The sequence below is a fragment of the Novosphingobium sp. BL-S-19 genome, from assembly GCF_055521675.1.
This window is the reverse complement of sequence record NZ_CM145497.1, coordinates 1,943,809-1,959,236: the sequence shown is the minus strand read 5'-3', so window position 1 is coordinate 1,959,236 and position 15,428 is coordinate 1,943,809. Positions and strand designations below refer to the sequence as shown.

The 15,428-nt window shown below is 58.5% G+C and carries 11 protein-coding genes; 2 read left to right on the top strand and 9 right to left on the bottom strand.

The genetic code is table 11. From position 1 onward, the window contains the following. Positions 1-16: 16 nt before the first annotated feature. Both ACZ1JV_RS08255 and ACZ1JV_RS08250 read right to left on the bottom strand, forming a co-directional pair. Positions 17-2,323, bottom strand: coding sequence for a glycoside hydrolase family 3 N-terminal domain-containing protein (locus tag ACZ1JV_RS08255; protein ID WP_465139073.1), 2,307 nt, complete (start codon positions 2,321-2,323; stop codon positions 17-19). A 133-nt stretch (positions 2,324-2,456) separates the two neighbouring features. Beyond that, on the bottom strand, positions 2,457-2,798 hold the full coding sequence (locus ACZ1JV_RS08250) for a hypothetical protein (protein ID WP_465139074.1): 342 nt from the start codon (positions 2,796-2,798) through the stop codon (positions 2,457-2,459). 335 nt (positions 2,799-3,133) lie between these two features. On the opposite strand from ACZ1JV_RS08250, the gene ACZ1JV_RS08245 reads away from it, so the two are divergent. Continuing rightward, on the top strand, positions 3,134-4,606 hold the full coding sequence (locus tag ACZ1JV_RS08245; protein ID WP_465140297.1) for an aldehyde dehydrogenase family protein: 1,473 nt from the start codon (positions 3,134-3,136) through the stop codon (positions 4,604-4,606). Positions 4,607-4,729: 123 nt separating this feature from the next. Here the strand turns inward: ACZ1JV_RS08245 and ACZ1JV_RS08240 are convergent, their stop codons facing one another. Both ACZ1JV_RS08240 and ACZ1JV_RS08235 read right to left on the bottom strand, forming a co-directional pair. Then, a complete protein-coding gene (locus ACZ1JV_RS08240) occupies positions 4,730-8,065 on the bottom strand; it encodes a glycosyl hydrolase (RefSeq protein ID WP_465139075.1) in 3,336 nt (1,111 codons plus the stop codon). 197 nt (positions 8,066-8,262) lie between these two features. Then, positions 8,263-9,057, bottom strand: coding sequence for a sterol desaturase family protein (locus tag ACZ1JV_RS08235; protein WP_465139076.1), 795 nt, complete (start codon positions 9,055-9,057; stop codon positions 8,263-8,265). A gap of 262 nt (positions 9,058-9,319) precedes the next feature. Here ACZ1JV_RS08235 and ACZ1JV_RS08230 point away from each other — a divergent pair, with 262 nt between their 5' ends. After that, positions 9,320-10,156: a LytTR family DNA-binding domain-containing protein gene (locus ACZ1JV_RS08230; RefSeq protein ID WP_465139077.1), complete on the top strand. Its 837-nt coding sequence runs from the start codon at positions 9,320-9,322 to the stop codon at positions 10,154-10,156. A 28-nt stretch (positions 10,157-10,184) separates the two neighbouring features. Here ACZ1JV_RS08230 and ACZ1JV_RS08225 read toward each other — a convergent pair whose 3' ends face one another. The 5 genes from ACZ1JV_RS08225 to ACZ1JV_RS08205 form a co-directional block, all read right to left on the bottom strand. Then, positions 10,185-10,859, bottom strand: a complete 675-nt coding sequence (locus ACZ1JV_RS08225) for a TetR/AcrR family transcriptional regulator (protein ID WP_465139078.1) — start codon at positions 10,857-10,859, stop codon at positions 10,185-10,187. 184 nt (positions 10,860-11,043) lie between these two features. Continuing rightward, positions 11,044-12,216: a family 43 glycosylhydrolase gene (locus tag ACZ1JV_RS08220; RefSeq protein ID WP_465139079.1), complete on the bottom strand. Its 1,173-nt coding sequence runs from the start codon at positions 12,214-12,216 to the stop codon at positions 11,044-11,046. Positions 12,217-12,316: 100 nt separating this feature from the next. Then, positions 12,317-13,093 carry a FadR/GntR family transcriptional regulator gene (locus tag ACZ1JV_RS08215; RefSeq protein WP_465139080.1) on the bottom strand — a complete coding sequence of 259 codons (777 nt, stop codon included), beginning with the start codon at positions 13,091-13,093 and terminating at the stop codon, positions 12,317-12,319. 24 nt (positions 13,094-13,117) lie between these two features. Continuing rightward, complete coding sequence (locus ACZ1JV_RS08210; RefSeq protein WP_465139081.1) at positions 13,118-14,338, bottom strand: phytanoyl-CoA dioxygenase family protein; 1,221 nt, start codon at positions 14,336-14,338, stop codon at positions 13,118-13,120. Between the two features lie 267 nt (positions 14,339-14,605). Next, positions 14,606-15,421 carry a helix-turn-helix domain-containing protein gene (locus ACZ1JV_RS08205; RefSeq protein ID WP_465139082.1) on the bottom strand — a complete coding sequence of 272 codons (816 nt, stop codon included), beginning with the start codon at positions 15,419-15,421 and terminating at the stop codon, positions 14,606-14,608. Positions 15,422-15,428 lie beyond the last annotated feature (7 nt).

Here is a 15,428-nt window from a genome sequence, read left to right as displayed (position 1 = left end):
CGGATCCTTTGGAGCTTCAATGGCCTGAAATTTCGAACTCGCCATGCAGGCTTGCGGCCGAGCTGCCGCCGATCCAGACATCAAAGGGGGCTTCGTCCTGAACCCAACCGCCTGTGGCCGCACTCCAGTACCGAAGGTCGTCGGGGCGAAGAGTGAAGGTAACGGTCCGGTGTTCGCCGGGCTTCAGTGTGACGCGCTGGAAGCCCTTGAGTTCGCGCACGGGCCGCGCCGAAGTGCCGTAGCGTTGGTGGATGTAGAGCTGCGCAACCTCATCCCCGGCCCGCCTGCCCGTGTTGGCGAGATCGACGCTGATCTTGACGTCCGCGGCCGGATACGATGGCTTCTCGACCTTCAGATCGTTGTACGCGAAGGTGGTATAACTGAGGCCGTGCCCGAACGGATAGGTGGGGGCGCTGGTTCCATCCCAGTATCGCTTGTCGGTGTTTGCCGGATCATGCGTGGTGAGATGGGCATAGGTCACTGGTGCCTGGGAAGCGCTGCGTATCCAGGAAATCGGCAACTTGCCGCCGGGCACAGCGTCGCCGACCAACAGATTGGCAGCAGCGGCAGCGCCTTCGCTTCCAGGATACCAGAGGTCCATGATCGCGGCAGCTTTGGTATCATGCAGATTGATTGGCCGCACGCTCATGAGCAGAACCACCACCGGCTTGCCGGTTGCGACGACGGCGTCGAGCAGTTCTTGCTGGCGGCCAGGCAGTTCGAAGGACGCACGCGAGGCGGCTTCGCCGCTCATGTCCTGACCTTCCCCAAGTACCAGCACGGACACGTCAGCATTTTGCGCTAGGCTGACTGCGTGCGCGATCTCGCTCGTTTCGTCGAGGGGCGGCCGTTTTGCAGGCGTTCCATCGATCATCACAAACGGTGAGGGGAACGTACGCGCCGGCATCCGGACGCCTTCCGAGTAGGTGATCTGAACGCTTGTGCCGAGCTTAGCTTTAATTCCGGTGAGAATACTGGCTCCCTCCGGCTTGTTCAGCGGGAACACCCAAGACCCCAGGACGTCCCTCGTGCTGTCGGCCAGAGGCCCGATCACGGCGATGGATTTGAGGGCATGGCGGTCCAGCGGAAGCACTGAAGCCTCGTTCTTCAACAGGACCGCTGATCGTTCGGCCGCTATGCGCGCTTGGGTTCGATGTGCGGGATCGGCCCAGACTTTGGCCGCTGCGGCTTCATCGACATATGGCTTCTCGAACAACCCCATGCGAAACTTCATTTCCAGGATGGGGAGGACGGCCTGATCCAACTCCGCAGTGGTAATCTTTCCCTGTGCCAGCGCCTCAACGAGATTCTGCATGGTTGCGGGACGGGTAGGTGGGATCATTTCCATGTTGGCCCCGGCCTTGAACGCACGGAGCGCAGCGTCGGCGGCATCCTTTGCGAAGCCGTGCTGGGTCAGAGAATTGACCGCATCGGCATCGCTAACGACAAAGCCCTTGAAACCCCAGGTTTCGCGCAGCACCTTGGTCAGCAGCCAATGGTTTCCCGTCGCGGGAACGCCGTTGACCGGCATGTAGGCGCTCATGATGTTGCCCGCGCCCGCGTCGATGGCCGCCTTGAACGGTGGCAGATAAACATTCCACAGATCGCTGTCGGAAAGGGCAACTTCATCGTAGTCGCGTCCACCGGTCGCGGCGCCGTAGCCAGCGAAGTGCTTGGGTCCTGCGATGATATGATCCGGTGCGCCTATATAGGAACCTTGGAAACCGCGAACCTGGGCTGCGGCCATCGCCGATCCCAAGTACGGGTCTTCACCGGCCCCTTCGAAGATCCGCCCCCAGCGCGCATCGCGCGCGATGTCGACGTTCGGTGCGAAGGTCCAATGCAGGCCAACCGCGCGCGCTTCTTTCGCCGCAACCGCCTGCGAGCGCTCCGCTACGGCCGGATCCCACGATGCTGCCATTCCGAGCGGCGCTGGGAAAATGGTATGCAGGCCATGGATGACGTCGAACCCGAACAGCAACGGAATGCCGTGAGGAGACTGTTCCACAGCGATCTTTTGCGCACGATTGATCAGCTTGGGATCGGTGACGAACAGCGCCGCGCCAGCGTGGCCTGCTGCGATCTCTTTTTCGACTTCCTGAGCAAGTCGGGGGACCTGAGCGAAGTAGAAATACTGGCTGAGTTGGCCGGCCTTTTCCTCGGGAGACAACTTGGCAAGCAATGCGCGTGCGCGGGCTTCTGCACTCTCACTACCTTGGTTACGTGTTGCAGTGCCAGCACCAGCGGGTTCCGCTGGAACGAATTGTGACCAGCAGAGGCCCGCGAGAAGTGCCGTTTTGGCAGTTGCCTTGAAGATACGCACGTTAGTCTCTTCCCTCGCGAACGCGCAAACGGGCACCCCACATTGAAGCTGTGGGGTGGTGATGTCCGGCAAGGGGGATCCCTGGCCAGGTGTGCGTGGAGCGGCTCTAAAAGCCACCCCACTGATCAGGAGTTCACTTCTTCGGAGGAAGCTTGGCGAGGTCTGCGTCAATTGCCGCTAGTTTTTCGTCCGTGATCATGTCGCTCGAATACTGCTGGATCGCCTTCAGCGTCATGCCGCGCGCCATGTCGATCTGATCGCTCTTCACCAGGTCGGGAAGATACTTGGCGAGAATTGCCTTCGAATCAGGGTCGTCGAGAAGCGTTCCGATGTCGGTTCCTTCGGTAGTGTAACGCGGAGCCTTTGAAGGCGCTTGCGCCGCCGGGGCGGACGTCGTCGACTTGGAAGCCTGGGCGTTCGCGGTTGAAGCCAGCGAAAGCACCGCTGCGAAGGCAATCGTTTTGTACGTGATCATGCTCAGGTTCCTTCTCCATTTTGCCCGTTGTCCCGTAACGATAGATTCGAGTGGGCCGTGCCTTAAATGTACCAATCGTCCATATATGGCGTGACGGCAAATTGCTATGCTGAATCGAAGCTCACGAGCGATTCAAAGGGCCGCGGAACCGATCGCGCCGCCGACGGATGTCAGTCACCGTAAAACGCACTTTCCGTAGCTTAAATGGCATCGTAGACGGTGAGCAAGAATATTCTGGCGCACCGTTGGGCCCGGAATTCTGCGGCGCACACCGCTTGATGGGAGACGGCGTGTCATGCCGTGAAGAAAGATGGAGAGGAATTTCGATGGGTGAAATAGATCGCCTTCCCGACGCGAAGTTGTTCATCGCCGGGGCGTATTGTGATGCGCAGGGCGGCCGAAGGTTCGACGTGATCAATCCCTGGTCAGGTTTGGTTGTCGGTTCGGCTGCAGATGCCAGCAGCGAGGATGTCGACGCGGCGATCGCCGCTGCGCGCGATGCATTCGACAACTCCGACTGGCAATGCGATCACGCGGGCCGCTTCGCCAAGCTGACCAAGATGTACGAGATAATGGCGAATGACCAAGAGAGCATCACTGCCTTGGCTCGCCTTGAAGCAGGAGCAGCTCTCGGTGCCGCGCGCCGCGCACACGTCGATCAAGCCATCACTTGCTTCAAGGATTTGCTATCCATTTTCCCGGATCTGCAATGGGAGCGAGACTTTGGAAATCGCGTGCACCACGGCAGCACGACGCGGCGCAAAGTCGTGTACGAGCCCATCGGTGTGGTGGGAGCGATTACTCCCTGGAACGTGCCACTTTACGTAAACGTTGGTAAGGTCGTGTCGGCGCTGCTCGCGGGCTGTACGGTTGTCCTAAAGCCAGCACCGGACACGCCGGGCATGGGCGCAATCTTCGGACGATGGGCTGACGCGGCAGGGATCCCGCCGGGCGTCCTGAACGTCATCACGGGTCACGATCCTGCCCTTGCGGGAGAACTGCTGGTAGGAGACCCTCGGGTCGATCTCATCAGTTTCACTGGTTCCACCGGCGTGGGTCAACGCATCATGGAGGCAGGAGCGAGATCGCTTAAGCGCGTCTTTTTGGAGCTCGGGGGGAAGTCGGCGAAGATCATCCTCGATGACGCGCCAGATTTTAGCCGCGAGGTCGCACAGTCCATGCTTGTGTTCCACGCAGGGCAAGGTTGCGCTGTGCAGTCCCGCCTACTGGTTCCGCGTAGCCGTTATGCCGAAGCGGTGGAGGCTTTGAGGCATGCCTATTCTGCCTTCACGGACAATTGGGGAGAATTTGATAATCCGGCCCATGTCATGGGCCCTGTGATTTCGCAGCGTCAACTCGATCGGGTTCATGGATATATCGAACTCGGCATCGCTGAGGGTGCGACGCTGCTCGCGGGCGGCCAGCTTCGCCCGGACAAGGGAAGTGGATTCTTTGTCGAGCCGACTTGCTTTGTCGATGTCACGAACGACATGCGCATTGCGCAGGAGGAAATTTTCGGCCCCGTGCTCGTCGTCATCCCCTTCGAAGATGACGACGATGCCATTCGCATCGCCAATGACAGCGCGTACGGCTTATCGGGCGGCATCGTTTCAGAAGATACTGGTCGCGCGGAAGCCATGGCCAGGCGCATTCGAACCGGTTCGGTTAGTGTCAACGGCGGAATGTGCATCGCCGGTGATCTTCCGTTCGGCGGCCGAAAAGCCAGTGGAATTGGTCGTGAGTGGGGCATTGAGGGACTGGAGGAGTTTCTCGAAAGCAAGGTGATAGCTACCGTCATTCCTGACTAACCAGTGGGATTGCCGGTGCATCGAAGATTACGCTGTTCCGATTGTGAAATGTCCCAGGCGGTAGAGCCTGGGACATGTGATCCGCCAGAAACAATGAATTAAATCAGGCACCGTCCCCCAGCTTTAGTTGGCCGGGGCACCTTCAGAATCCTTCTCGCCGAGCAACCGGATGGGGCCGAGCAGTCCCGAAGGCCTCAACTTGGATGTTTTGCTGTAAGCGGGAAAGCTTGTCCAAGTCACCTTGTCGAGGTCGCCCTGCTGGTCGCCGATAAGCCGATTGACCCACAGATTGGCGACCTTGATCTCGATCGCGTTTTGACCTGGCTGAAGGAACCCGCCGATCTCTAGGCGATAGGGAGCATGCCAGAGCCCGCCGACGTAATGGCCGTTTACGGTGACACTTCCGACATCTCGTAGATCCCCCAGGTCTATCCAGGTTTTCATGCCGGGGCGCCAATCCGAAGGGGCGGAAAAGCTTTGCGAATACGTGGCCACACCGGAGAAGTAACGCACCCCCGGATCCTGGCTTTCGCTGAGCGATACGAGGTGCTCCAGACTGATTGATTTTGGCGCGCCGCGATCGGCTTGGAAGCCGACTTTCCACGGCCCGCTGAGCTCTCCTAGCATCACAGGAGCCGGAGATGACACCGTGCGAGCTGTCGTCGTTGTCGGTTGGCGAAACACGATGAAGACGGCGTCTTCCTCTGCCAACTGCAGGGGGACAATCGTTTTCCCTTGCTCGATACGATACGAGAGCGGCTCCGTCTTACCGGTCGTCGCTCGCCACAGCTCGGGGGCCATGCCGGTGACGCGGAAGCTTGCCTCGACAGTTTCCGGTCGGTTTTGCCGGTTTGTGACGAAGTAGGCGTCACCATCGTGAAGTTTGCGATGTAGGAAAAGCAGCTGGGTGTCGGCGAGAGGGGACTTGTACTCGAAGTCCGGCACGAGCCCCAGGGTGCTGAGCGCGCCTGCGACGTCAGATCCAGTGATGACCTGTCCTTTCCCTACCCGCGTGATCGGTGCGCCCGACCATAGTCTTCGCACCAAGAACGCAAATTGGGCGGGATCATCTGCAAGGCTGGGCGAGCTCGTGGGTCGAGTGCCGATTATGGTGGCGCCCTCTGCTGCTAAGGCAGCAATTCGCTTCAGAACTGGAAGAGTCATTCTGGAGCTCGAGCCGCCGAGATAGAGCACGTGGTATCGCGCACCGGTCGGCGTGATCAGATCCTTTCCGTCGACTTTCAGGAGGCGCAGCACGGCATCTGGATTGACGAAATCGTACGCGTATTGGCGAGGGACCTCGGAGGGTAAACCGCCCGCGAAGAGGCTCGTGAGCGGCGCTTCTTCGCCATAGAAATAGGCAACGTCGGCGACGTTGCGTCCCTGCTGAAGCAACAGGGAGCTTCGAGAGATGTAGTCGATCCAGGGCCGTGCCATTTCAGCCCAGGTTTCGTGGCGAGTAAAATACTGGCCGAACATGCCAAGCGACAAGCCCGGTACCTTGTCGTCAACGGGCTGATGAACGGAAGTATGGATGACCGGCCGGTTGATCCCGAGCACAAATTCGAAATCGATGATCCGCTTAAGCTCGTTAGGCCCCGTGGCCCAAGGCATCATGATCGAGGTGAGCGATTCTGCCGCTGCAATGTTCTGACCATAAACGTGGGCGACGGACGCAGCGCCTTTCACATCTGCAATGAACGGGCCAGGGATGGATGCGTTGCGGGGGACATACCACATGGCGGACATGGGGTAGTCTGTGAAGCTGCGCATTCGCATGTCGTCGCCCAATGTGCTTCGCGCATTCTCGAGGGCTTCCCCGTAAAGCTTGAGGCCGTTTTGATGACCGACCTCGGCGATCGTGCCGTAGTGCGCTGTAGCGTGGAGTTCCCCGATTGTGCGGCGGAAGTCGTAGAGGAAGGCGTCGGTTTGTTGGCGTGATCCAACAATCGCTCCAGTCAATGCAGGAAGCCACGGCGTAAGGTCATAGCCGCGCAAACGGCGGAATTCGGCGGGCAATGCCGGGGTCCAATTGAACGGTCCAACCTCAGTGGAGTCGTTGACTAGCGCCCGGACGCCGGCAGATCCAAACAACTGGCTGCCTGTGGTTTCCCGGTAGGTTCCGAGATAGTGGTCGAGATAGCGGCGCACGGCTGCGGGGTCGAGCTTGTCCACCTCTAGCCCGGTCGCCTCAGGGCTGGCGGGGTGGTTCGTCTTGCCGATCAAGGACCACCCCAGCCTCACAATTCGCCACGTCCCGGAGAGGGGTTTCCAGTCGACCGTGCCGTCCGATTTGACCCGTTTCGTTAAGTCGACGATATCTGAGGCCGCGAGGCCCTTCGCGTCCTTATCTACCCCAGCGTCGAGCGCGTAATAATCGGGTACCGTGGCGAAACCGGCCTTCGCTTGAAACAGATTGACTCGGCTCTCCCCCGACAACGTAAGCTGCCGAACCTCGAGCTTGCCCGGAACACCGCTGCCGAAAGCGCTGCTGGCACCGGGTCGTTGTGCGAAGATCACGCGAAAGTGCGCACCGGTCACAGGCGCGAAGCTTGATGTGCTGGGGGCATCGCTGACCGGGATGTCGATCACTTTCGTCCAGGCCTGCCCGTCCTCGCTGACCTCAAGGCGAGGAAGGAGGCCGGGCCCGCGGGGGTTGGGGGCTATGCCGGGTACGAAAAGGGTGAGCGATCGCACGATCTGAACGGACGGGAAATCGATGTTGATGGTACCAGGAGCCTCCCGCGAGCCTGCCTTCAGCGGCGCGAACGACGTGAGGCTGTCATCGGCAAGGGCGTCGCCGTTAAGCAACTGACCGTCAGCGGAATGATAGACCGGCACCGGGAGAGAGTTCGGGTGGTTCACGCGGTAGGCAAAGACGGCGATATCACGGTACATCGTGGCCGCGTCGGCCGTCTCGGCCGACAAGTGTTGATACGGACCGGTCGTCTCTGCAGGTGCTGGAAGCTGGATAGGGCTGCCGGCTCCCGCAACGATCAGCTTTTCCGACCATGACAGCTTCTTCATTGCGTCTGCCGGAGGTACCCATGGTCCGCCGGTTTCCGACCAGCCCGGCGAAGATGCGATAGCGAGCTCCAAGCCGGACGCCTCAGCTTTTTCAGCGGCGAACTTGAACGCATGTCGCCAGTCCGGGGAAATATAGGGGAGACGTTTGGCGACGATCTGGGGGGTATCCTGGTTTGCATCGAAGTTCTGCAGTCCACCAAGCCCGATACGCTGCATCCACTCGATGTCTTTGGCGATTCCGTCTTCTGTGATGTTGCCGTTCATCCAGTGCCACCAGACGCGCGGCCGCGCAGCGGCGGGTGGATTTTCGAACTCTTCGTCGAGAGCAGGCCTATCGGACTGAGCAGGTTCTGCCCGCGAGGCATGAGCGTTGCCGAGCACTGCGATTGAACCCGCCAACATGAGCGCCGCCCGTATCCGCAACCCGGTCATTCTTCTCTCCCTGCTAACTTGAATTTTGTAATGTTCTGGCACTGGCATTGGACGCCCGAGCACGCTGTGCAGCGCGCTTATACGTTTCGGTAGGCGACTGTTTTTGCGTATGATTCACGCTCACAGCGAGGATCGCAGCCGATGTCGCATCGGCGGCAATCCTCTTTGTTCATCACCCGGTTCTTTCCGGGTCTACGTCATTCGGCCGCTGCAGCTTGAGTTGCCACTGGGGCATCCAGGGGCGGCCGAACCGTACGGGACCGGTCCTTGATCGCAGCGAAGTCCGCCTCATACTTCTTGCGTACCGTACCACACAGATGGTCCCAGATCGTCGTGTAGCCGCCGTAGTTGCCGTTGAAATAGCGATGGTGCTGGTCGTGGAAGGTCGTGGTGATGAACCACTTCGTTGCCCAACTTCGGTTCCACCAGCGCGGCAAGAATTCATAGCCGGTATGGACGTAAAGACCCATGATGATGTTGGTCGGCGCAATCAGCGCCATTGTTGCGTCGTGCACCGTGAAAAGGGTCAGGAACAGCGGTACGAAGCCACCGTTGATGAGCGATTCCAACGGGCTGACCGACAAAGTGGTCAACAGGTTCGGCGATGTGGAACGGTGATGGAGCTTGTGAACCCACGTGTAGAAAGGTTCTTTGTGCATCCAACGGTGAAGCCAGTAGAAGTAAGTGTCGAATAGGAAAAAATAGAGCGCATATTCCAGTGCGATCACCCACCAACTCGCGGGGCTTGAGGCAAACGTGATCCAGCTTTGTGCTTTGAGCCAACCGGTGGTCGGCCCCAGCAGAAACGCGGTGACAGTCAGGTTGACCGTTGCGAACAACACTTCGTTGCGGAATGTCTTCCACTTGAAGCCCCTGGGCTGAATTTTCCGGGCTTTGAAAAATCCGCTGGCAACCCCCCAGACGAATCCCGTGGCCAGGAATGCCCAAAGCCACAATGACAAAGCATGTTCCGCGCTAAACCAGGAAAACATTTTGGACCTCAGCTCAGAGCAATCGCGAAGGCAACGATATGAGCAACGACAGCAAGGGTGCCTGCGAACAAAACGGGGCGATATTGGGCGGTAGCCATGATCAAATCTCCATTGCCGAACCGAAGTGTTCAGCTGTTGGCGACTAAGTGGCATGCCGCGATTGGCCCGCAACCGGGTTTACGTTACGGTAGCAAAAATGACGTGAAATCGGCGCCGTATCGGTATTTTCCGGTTCGCGCATCGCCAATCGGCAGGAGAAGACGTGAACAGGATACGCCGCATTGTGATTGAACTCTGGGCGATGATCGTGTTCGCGGCGATTGTCGGATTCCTCGGCCCCTTCGGGACATACCTTCAAGCCGATTTTCCCGAACGGGTCCTAAACTGGTGGATCCATTTAATGGGCGCCTACGTTCTCGTTCGGCCGTCGATCGTATTGTGGAGCATGGTCGCCTCAGCGATGGATTTACCCAAGAGCACTCTTGTTTTCTGGGGCGTGGCTATCTCGAGCTTCCCTCTCGCATTGATATGGAGATGGGGCGCCAGCGTATTTTTTCGGGAGTTGGGAGGGTTCATCGGAATTCTCCCCTTTGCGTTGCTCAGCGCGATGACGGTGCTTGTCGTCGTCTGGTGGGCCAGACGTACGGATGCCCACCTTTCAGAAAAACGACCAGCTGATCGACCAAATGTTATGCTCCCCCACAGCCTTGCAGAGCCGGTTGGGGAAATACAAATCGTCGCCCAGGAGATGTCTTCAACCTCGGCCGCACTCAGCGAAACGCGCCTGATGAAGCGTCTGAGTTCAAAGTTTCAAGGGCCGGTCAGCGCCATTCAAAGTGAGGACCATTACGTGCGAGTCCACGGTACAACGGGCAGTGAGCTTCTATTCATGCGGCTGCGCGATGCTATCGCTGAGATGGAGGGGACGCCTGGCCAGCAAGTTCATCGGAGTTGGTGGGTTGCCGATTCCGGTGTTTCAGAGGTCAACGTCGACGGACGCAACCGCACCATTCAATTGCCAAATGGCGAGATAGCACCGGTTGCCCGCGATTCCGTGGCGCGTCTCGAACGGCTAGGATTCCTGCCTGTGGCTAGGTAGGAACGAGCCGCACTGCAGATCTGACCCGTCACCAGACTTCGGCACCCTGCATAAGAATGCCGACGATAAACTCGGCCTGCTCGCGGGCTTGTGCCGCGGTCAAAGGCCGGTCAATTCCCTGGATATTCAACCATCCGGATATCATCGCCATGATCGCCTGCCCGACCTTTTCGGGGTTTTTGGCGTTGATGTTGGCCGCTGGGCCGTAGGTTACGACTTCATCTCGGAGGTATGCGACCATCTCGATATAGCCGAAAAACTCGGCGCTAATGCCGCTGTTGCCGCGCCCCACGGCGCTTAGTGCCAGGCGTGTGAAGTCGCGAACCTCTTGTTTCGTGGTCCACACCAGCATGGTGGTCGTGTGATGGATCAGCCGTTCGCGCAGGTCGCTGCCCAATCGCGCGGACTGCTGGGTCGTTTTTCGAGACCAGGTTGCGATCCTGGAGTGGAGTACGGCATTGAGAACGGCCAACTTATCCGGAAAACGCTTGTAGAGCGTCGTTTTGGGGACAGGGACGGCGAGCGCTATGGCGTCCATAGTCGTCGCGTCGAAGCCGTCCGTGAGAAACATCTCAGTGGCGACTTTTATGATTGCTTCGGTAATTGCAACTGATTGCGCGCGAGACGGCCTTCCACGACCCGTAGGCCGTCCGTCACTCCGAGTCGGCGTGGCGGTGGGTTCGGCCTGTGTTGCGTCGATCACGTTTCAATCCTCTCGCGTCCCCATCGCTCGTCTCACCCGATCGTGGGGCATGACGAACGGCACCGGAGGGATGAGATCGGTTAAAACGGTGCGACAATCCAGCGATGCGGGGGGAAGCGGCCTCCTGTCAAGATCAACGCCAGACCGGACGCCGTGCTAGACGGCGTATGTTTCCGCCGAGGACCTACGCAAATTCATCCAGCGACCACTGCGTGCGCCACGCGATGGTAGGGCGATCACCCTGGAAGATCAGAGGCAACCAGACGTAGCGGGCTTTCGACGTATCCACGTTGGCCGTCAGTATGGGCATTACCCGGCGTTCTTCGGCAGTCAGTTCGCCGCGCGGGCGTTGCATGGCCTTGGTTATGGCACTTTGAAGGAGAACAGAGGTCTCACCGCTCGTGAAGGCGACGCTATCTTGTGGCCCCATCCAGCGGTCCGCCATCGCAATGTACAGGTCCTGTTTGGATGGGACCTTGAAGATACAACTGATCTGCGAGTTGAAGGAGGTCCGGGATCTATCCTGGGGGTGCAGATCGCCCAGGTTGGCCCACGGCCCGTGATATGTGTCCGCGATCGCGATCTGCGAAGGGTTGGGGAAGTAGCCGGAGGTCCCTGATGTCGCGAGATAATATTTACCTCGACGCGCGAAAAACGCAGGACCTTCCCGAACCAACGGTGGTGCACCGTAAGGGAAATGTGTCGAATAATAGCCTGTCACGTCCGTGTAATCGTCCGTCAGATCTGCGCAAATGAGTTCGCTGTGAACCCGTTCGAAGTACATATAGGCTTTGCCATCGGCGGGATGAGCGACCAGATCGAAATCGCCCGCGCTCATGCCTAGCGGCCGTAACTCGCTGCGGACGATCGTGTAGGGGCCCGTGATCTTGTCCGCCGTCAGGATTGTGCGTGTTTGGTCCGTCTTGCCCATGATCTTGAGCCAACACACGAATTTGCGTGTTCGCTGATTGTAGAGGATGTGTGGGCGGTCCAGTTTGACGGTTCGCGGGTTGAGAGGTGAGGCGGGGTCGTGCTCATCAGGCGCGATGATCAGCCCTAGGTCCTCCCAGTTGTAGAGATCCTGCGAGCGGTAGCAGCGAACGCCCCACGTCCAGACATCGCCGGTTGCGCTCGTGAATTCCTTGTTTTCGCCGTACCAGTAGAATGCGTCGCCGACGCGCATGACGGAGCCGCCGTGGGCCTGGATGGGTTTGCCGGCCGTGTCGAGCCACTCCGCACCGGGTAGAAATGAGCTGTTCCGTGAAGAAGTTCGGGGTTGCGCGAGGACAGGAATTGCCTGGCTCGCGGCGATTGCGGCGCCGCCGGCGAGCACCCCACGGCGAGACAGGTTCCTCATCTGATCTATCCTCTCTTAAGCGCTCTGTGGCGATGCAAACAAACAAGGTTGGAATAGCTGCGGCACGACACCGAAGGCGTATGAACTGCCCCTCTTTGGATTATCTTGGAATCGCCGCATCAGCCAAAGTAGCCGATGCGCTGCGTGTATCTTCCAAGGCCCGCTCAATTAACCGCTTCATATGCGCATGTGCTTGTTCTGGCTCTCGAGCTGCAATGGCGCGATATACGGCCACGTGATCCGGGATCGAGTTTCGCGGCAAGACCGTGGCCCGTTCTTTGTAACGGGTTGTCCATGTGATCACCGCATCGATGCTGGCTTGCAGGCCCAGCAGGGCTGAATTGCGGGTTGCACGAAGTATCGCGTGGTGAAACTCGCGGTCGGCGGTGCGCCCCCTCGTGCCAGCCATCGACTCTCGCATTACCGCAAGAGCGTTCCGCATTGCCGTCAGGTCCTCACTGGTCCGGCGCTGTGCGGCCAATTGTGCGGCCGCTGGTTCAACAGCGCCCCGTAGCTCGAAAATGTCACGAACAAGCTCCTGATCGGGTTCTACCGAAAAGGCCCAAGCGATGACTTCGGGATCGAGAATATTCCACCGATCCCGCGAGAGGACGCGGGTTCCGCATTTGGGCTTGCTCTCGATCAGCCCTTTGGAGGCGAGAACTCGCATCGCCTCACGCACTGCCCCCCGCGAGATATCCAATTGATCTGCCAAGACCAATTCGCCAGCAAGAATACTGCCTGCTGGATAGTGGCCCGAAATGATATCTTGGCCGATCTTGTGAATGACTGAGCCTTGTAGGCGCCGTCCGGGAGAGCGGAGAGACGGCGCAACACTGCCTTCGTCTAGCCCCCCTTCGATGTTATGTGCCCGCATGGTTACCCCTCCCCGGGCAGCGATCTAGTTGCTTGAATCGCGAATTAGATCGCTGACCTGTTCCCGCAACTCACCGACGCTGGTGTCGATCAAACGGCCATCGTCTTCCCGGAGCGGAATTTCGGTGTAGAGGACGCGGCGCTCCGAAGTGAGCGGCGGCGTCGCTTCATGCAATGTGCAAGAGAGGTGAACGGTCAGATCGCCGGGCGCTGTAACAAGGGCGACAATCGGGAGGTACGGGGCGCTTTTTGCTACTTCGACCGGCATTGCGAGCCGGTGGGAACCCGCTGCGACGCGAAGCTGGCCGTTTTCAGGGCTGGAGGCGCTGATAGCTACCCCAACCGTCATCCGAGCGCACGCATAGCTATGGCGCCCCAGATGGCAGTCACGGTGAAGGGACAGGTCTGAAGGCCCTGATACGACACCTACAGGCTTGAACAACGCTTCAATGATGCGCCCTTCGGCCGGCTTACGGGCGAGCGCGTCGTTAGCTTCCAGAACGGTTATGAGCCGTTCCCAAAGTTCGCTCGTCAACAACTCGCGAGTGGATGGTGAGCGCTCGACAAATTCCTGCAGGCGCACGCAAACGCGTTGGCCATCGGCGAGCTGCGCCCACCACGATTTTCCATCACCCTCCGCATAGGCGCTTCGCGCTTCATCCATCTCCCGCGAGATTTTCTCGATTAGGCTTGGCGGGACCCAGCCTCGGAGGTGGACGAACCCTGCTTCTCTTAGAAAATGACCAATTTCCTCAGCGGAATCTTCCGGTCCAAAGCTGCGCTTCAAATCGAGTGTGGCGCCTCGCTGATCCCGGAAGCCAAGCTCGCCGGAGACCAATGGCCACCCTTCGAGTATGGAGATCCAAAGGGAGTCCCAGATTGACAAATCGAGCAACGAGCCGCCTTCGAATTGTAGCGCGCGAGCGGTAAGCAAGCCGTTGAATGAAATCTCATTTTGCGCAAGCTCGGTAAATTGCTGAGCCGTCAGCGTGACAATCAAGGCATCGCTGGTTTCCCCGGGTTCGACGACAATCCGCTCGCCCAAAAAAGATAAGGACAGCGTCCAGGCTTCATCCGCCACTCTGATTGTCAGCGCACGGGGGCTCATCGCTTGATAACCAGCGGTAGCAACATCACCATGAAGCTCAAGGAGCGCCGGCAAGTCCTCGCTAAAAAATTGGCCCGGGGCGATGGCCGATTTGCGATCCTCGTCGCGACGGGTGCGTCGGTCTAGTTGAAAGCTCATAACGTCCTTACCCAAGCTAGCTTATATTTCTTGATCTCGGTCGGGCCAATTCGTCGGGGGAGGGCATAAAACAGCCTGCCGGTTCCCTCGACCAAAAACTACTAACAGTTTCTTTTATGGAGCAGGCCGCGTCTGTCAATTGCGATCCATCGGTGATCGCGGTGGCGGCCTCGATCCAAATTCGGAGCCAACCGAGAACCATTCTCAAGATTATCGTGCGAGGTTGCAGCTTGAATAATCTTCTCGATCTAATGCATGTTGGAAAATTCAACGATCAATCAGAAACTCAACCGAGCCACCATCGTCTGGATGAATAGAATGACCATGTTCATTTTTAAGACATTCTTGGATCGAATTATCAAGGACATCGAGTAGGTCTTGGATTTCTGCCACTCCTGATTTGTCTGGCAGGATACTAATTACCAAAGGGTGTTCGCTGTCCTGCTGCGGGATCAAGCGCGAGACTGAGTTCGCAGATATTCCATAACCAGCTGGTCCCACGCAGTAGCCGTTCGCGCGAACGCGTGAGATCCTTCCCAACATTTCCGAGATTTGGAATTTGGTTTCGGCCGTTGCTTCATGGTTTAAGCGCCGGAGCAATCCTTCCCAGGTCCCCTCCGCTGAGGCCGCGAGCATTAACCATCCCGGTGCATTGTTGGAAAGACGCTCCTTTACTCCATTGGTGATGCCTCGATTTATCGCGACTGAGCGCTCCCCATGCCGGCAGGCAATAAGCTGCGCGTCGATTCCAACGCGTGAGCTGAGCATGACCGTCAGGCCGTTTTGCTCAACGATGTGGTCGATGAGGCGAACGATCCGTCCATCACGGATGATTCCCGATTGACCGCAGGTTCCCATAATTGCCGCCCGGGCAGTCAGTCGATAGGTTCGTAGCTCAGGATCTCTATAGAGTAGTCCAAGCTCGACGAGGCTCGTCAGCAGTTCTGACGTACTAGATTGCGGACGGTTATAGCGTCGAACGATATCCATCACGGTCAAGTCACGATGTTCGGCGTCGAAATATTCCAGGACTTCAATAAGCCGGCGCGCGATTTTAGCCTTGTTCGAGCTTTGCAAATTCATGCTTCAA

Coding starts and splice junctions, on each gene's coding strand:
- ACZ1JV_RS08250 (WP_465139074.1), bottom strand. CDS start 2,798: ATGATCACGTACAAAACGATTGCCTTCGCAGCGGTGCTTTCGCTGGCT.
- ACZ1JV_RS08240 (WP_465139075.1), bottom strand. CDS start 8,065: ATGACCGGGTTGCGGATACGGGCGGCGCTCATGTTGGCGGGTTCAATC.
- ACZ1JV_RS08235 (WP_465139076.1), bottom strand. CDS start 9,057: ATGTTTTCCTGGTTTAGCGCGGAACATGCTTTGTCATTGTGGCTTTGG.
- ACZ1JV_RS08220 (WP_465139079.1), bottom strand. CDS start 12,216: ATGAGGAACCTGTCTCGCCGTGGGGTGCTCGCCGGCGGCGCCGCAATC.
- ACZ1JV_RS08215 (WP_465139080.1), bottom strand. CDS start 13,093: ATGCGGGCACATAACATCGAAGGGGGGCTAGACGAAGGCAGTGTTGCG.
- ACZ1JV_RS08210 (WP_465139081.1), bottom strand. CDS start 14,338: ATGAGCTTTCAACTAGACCGACGCACCCGTCGCGACGAGGATCGCAAA.
- ACZ1JV_RS08205 (WP_465139082.1), bottom strand. CDS start 15,421: ATGAATTTGCAAAGCTCGAACAAGGCTAAAATCGCGCGCCGGCTTATT.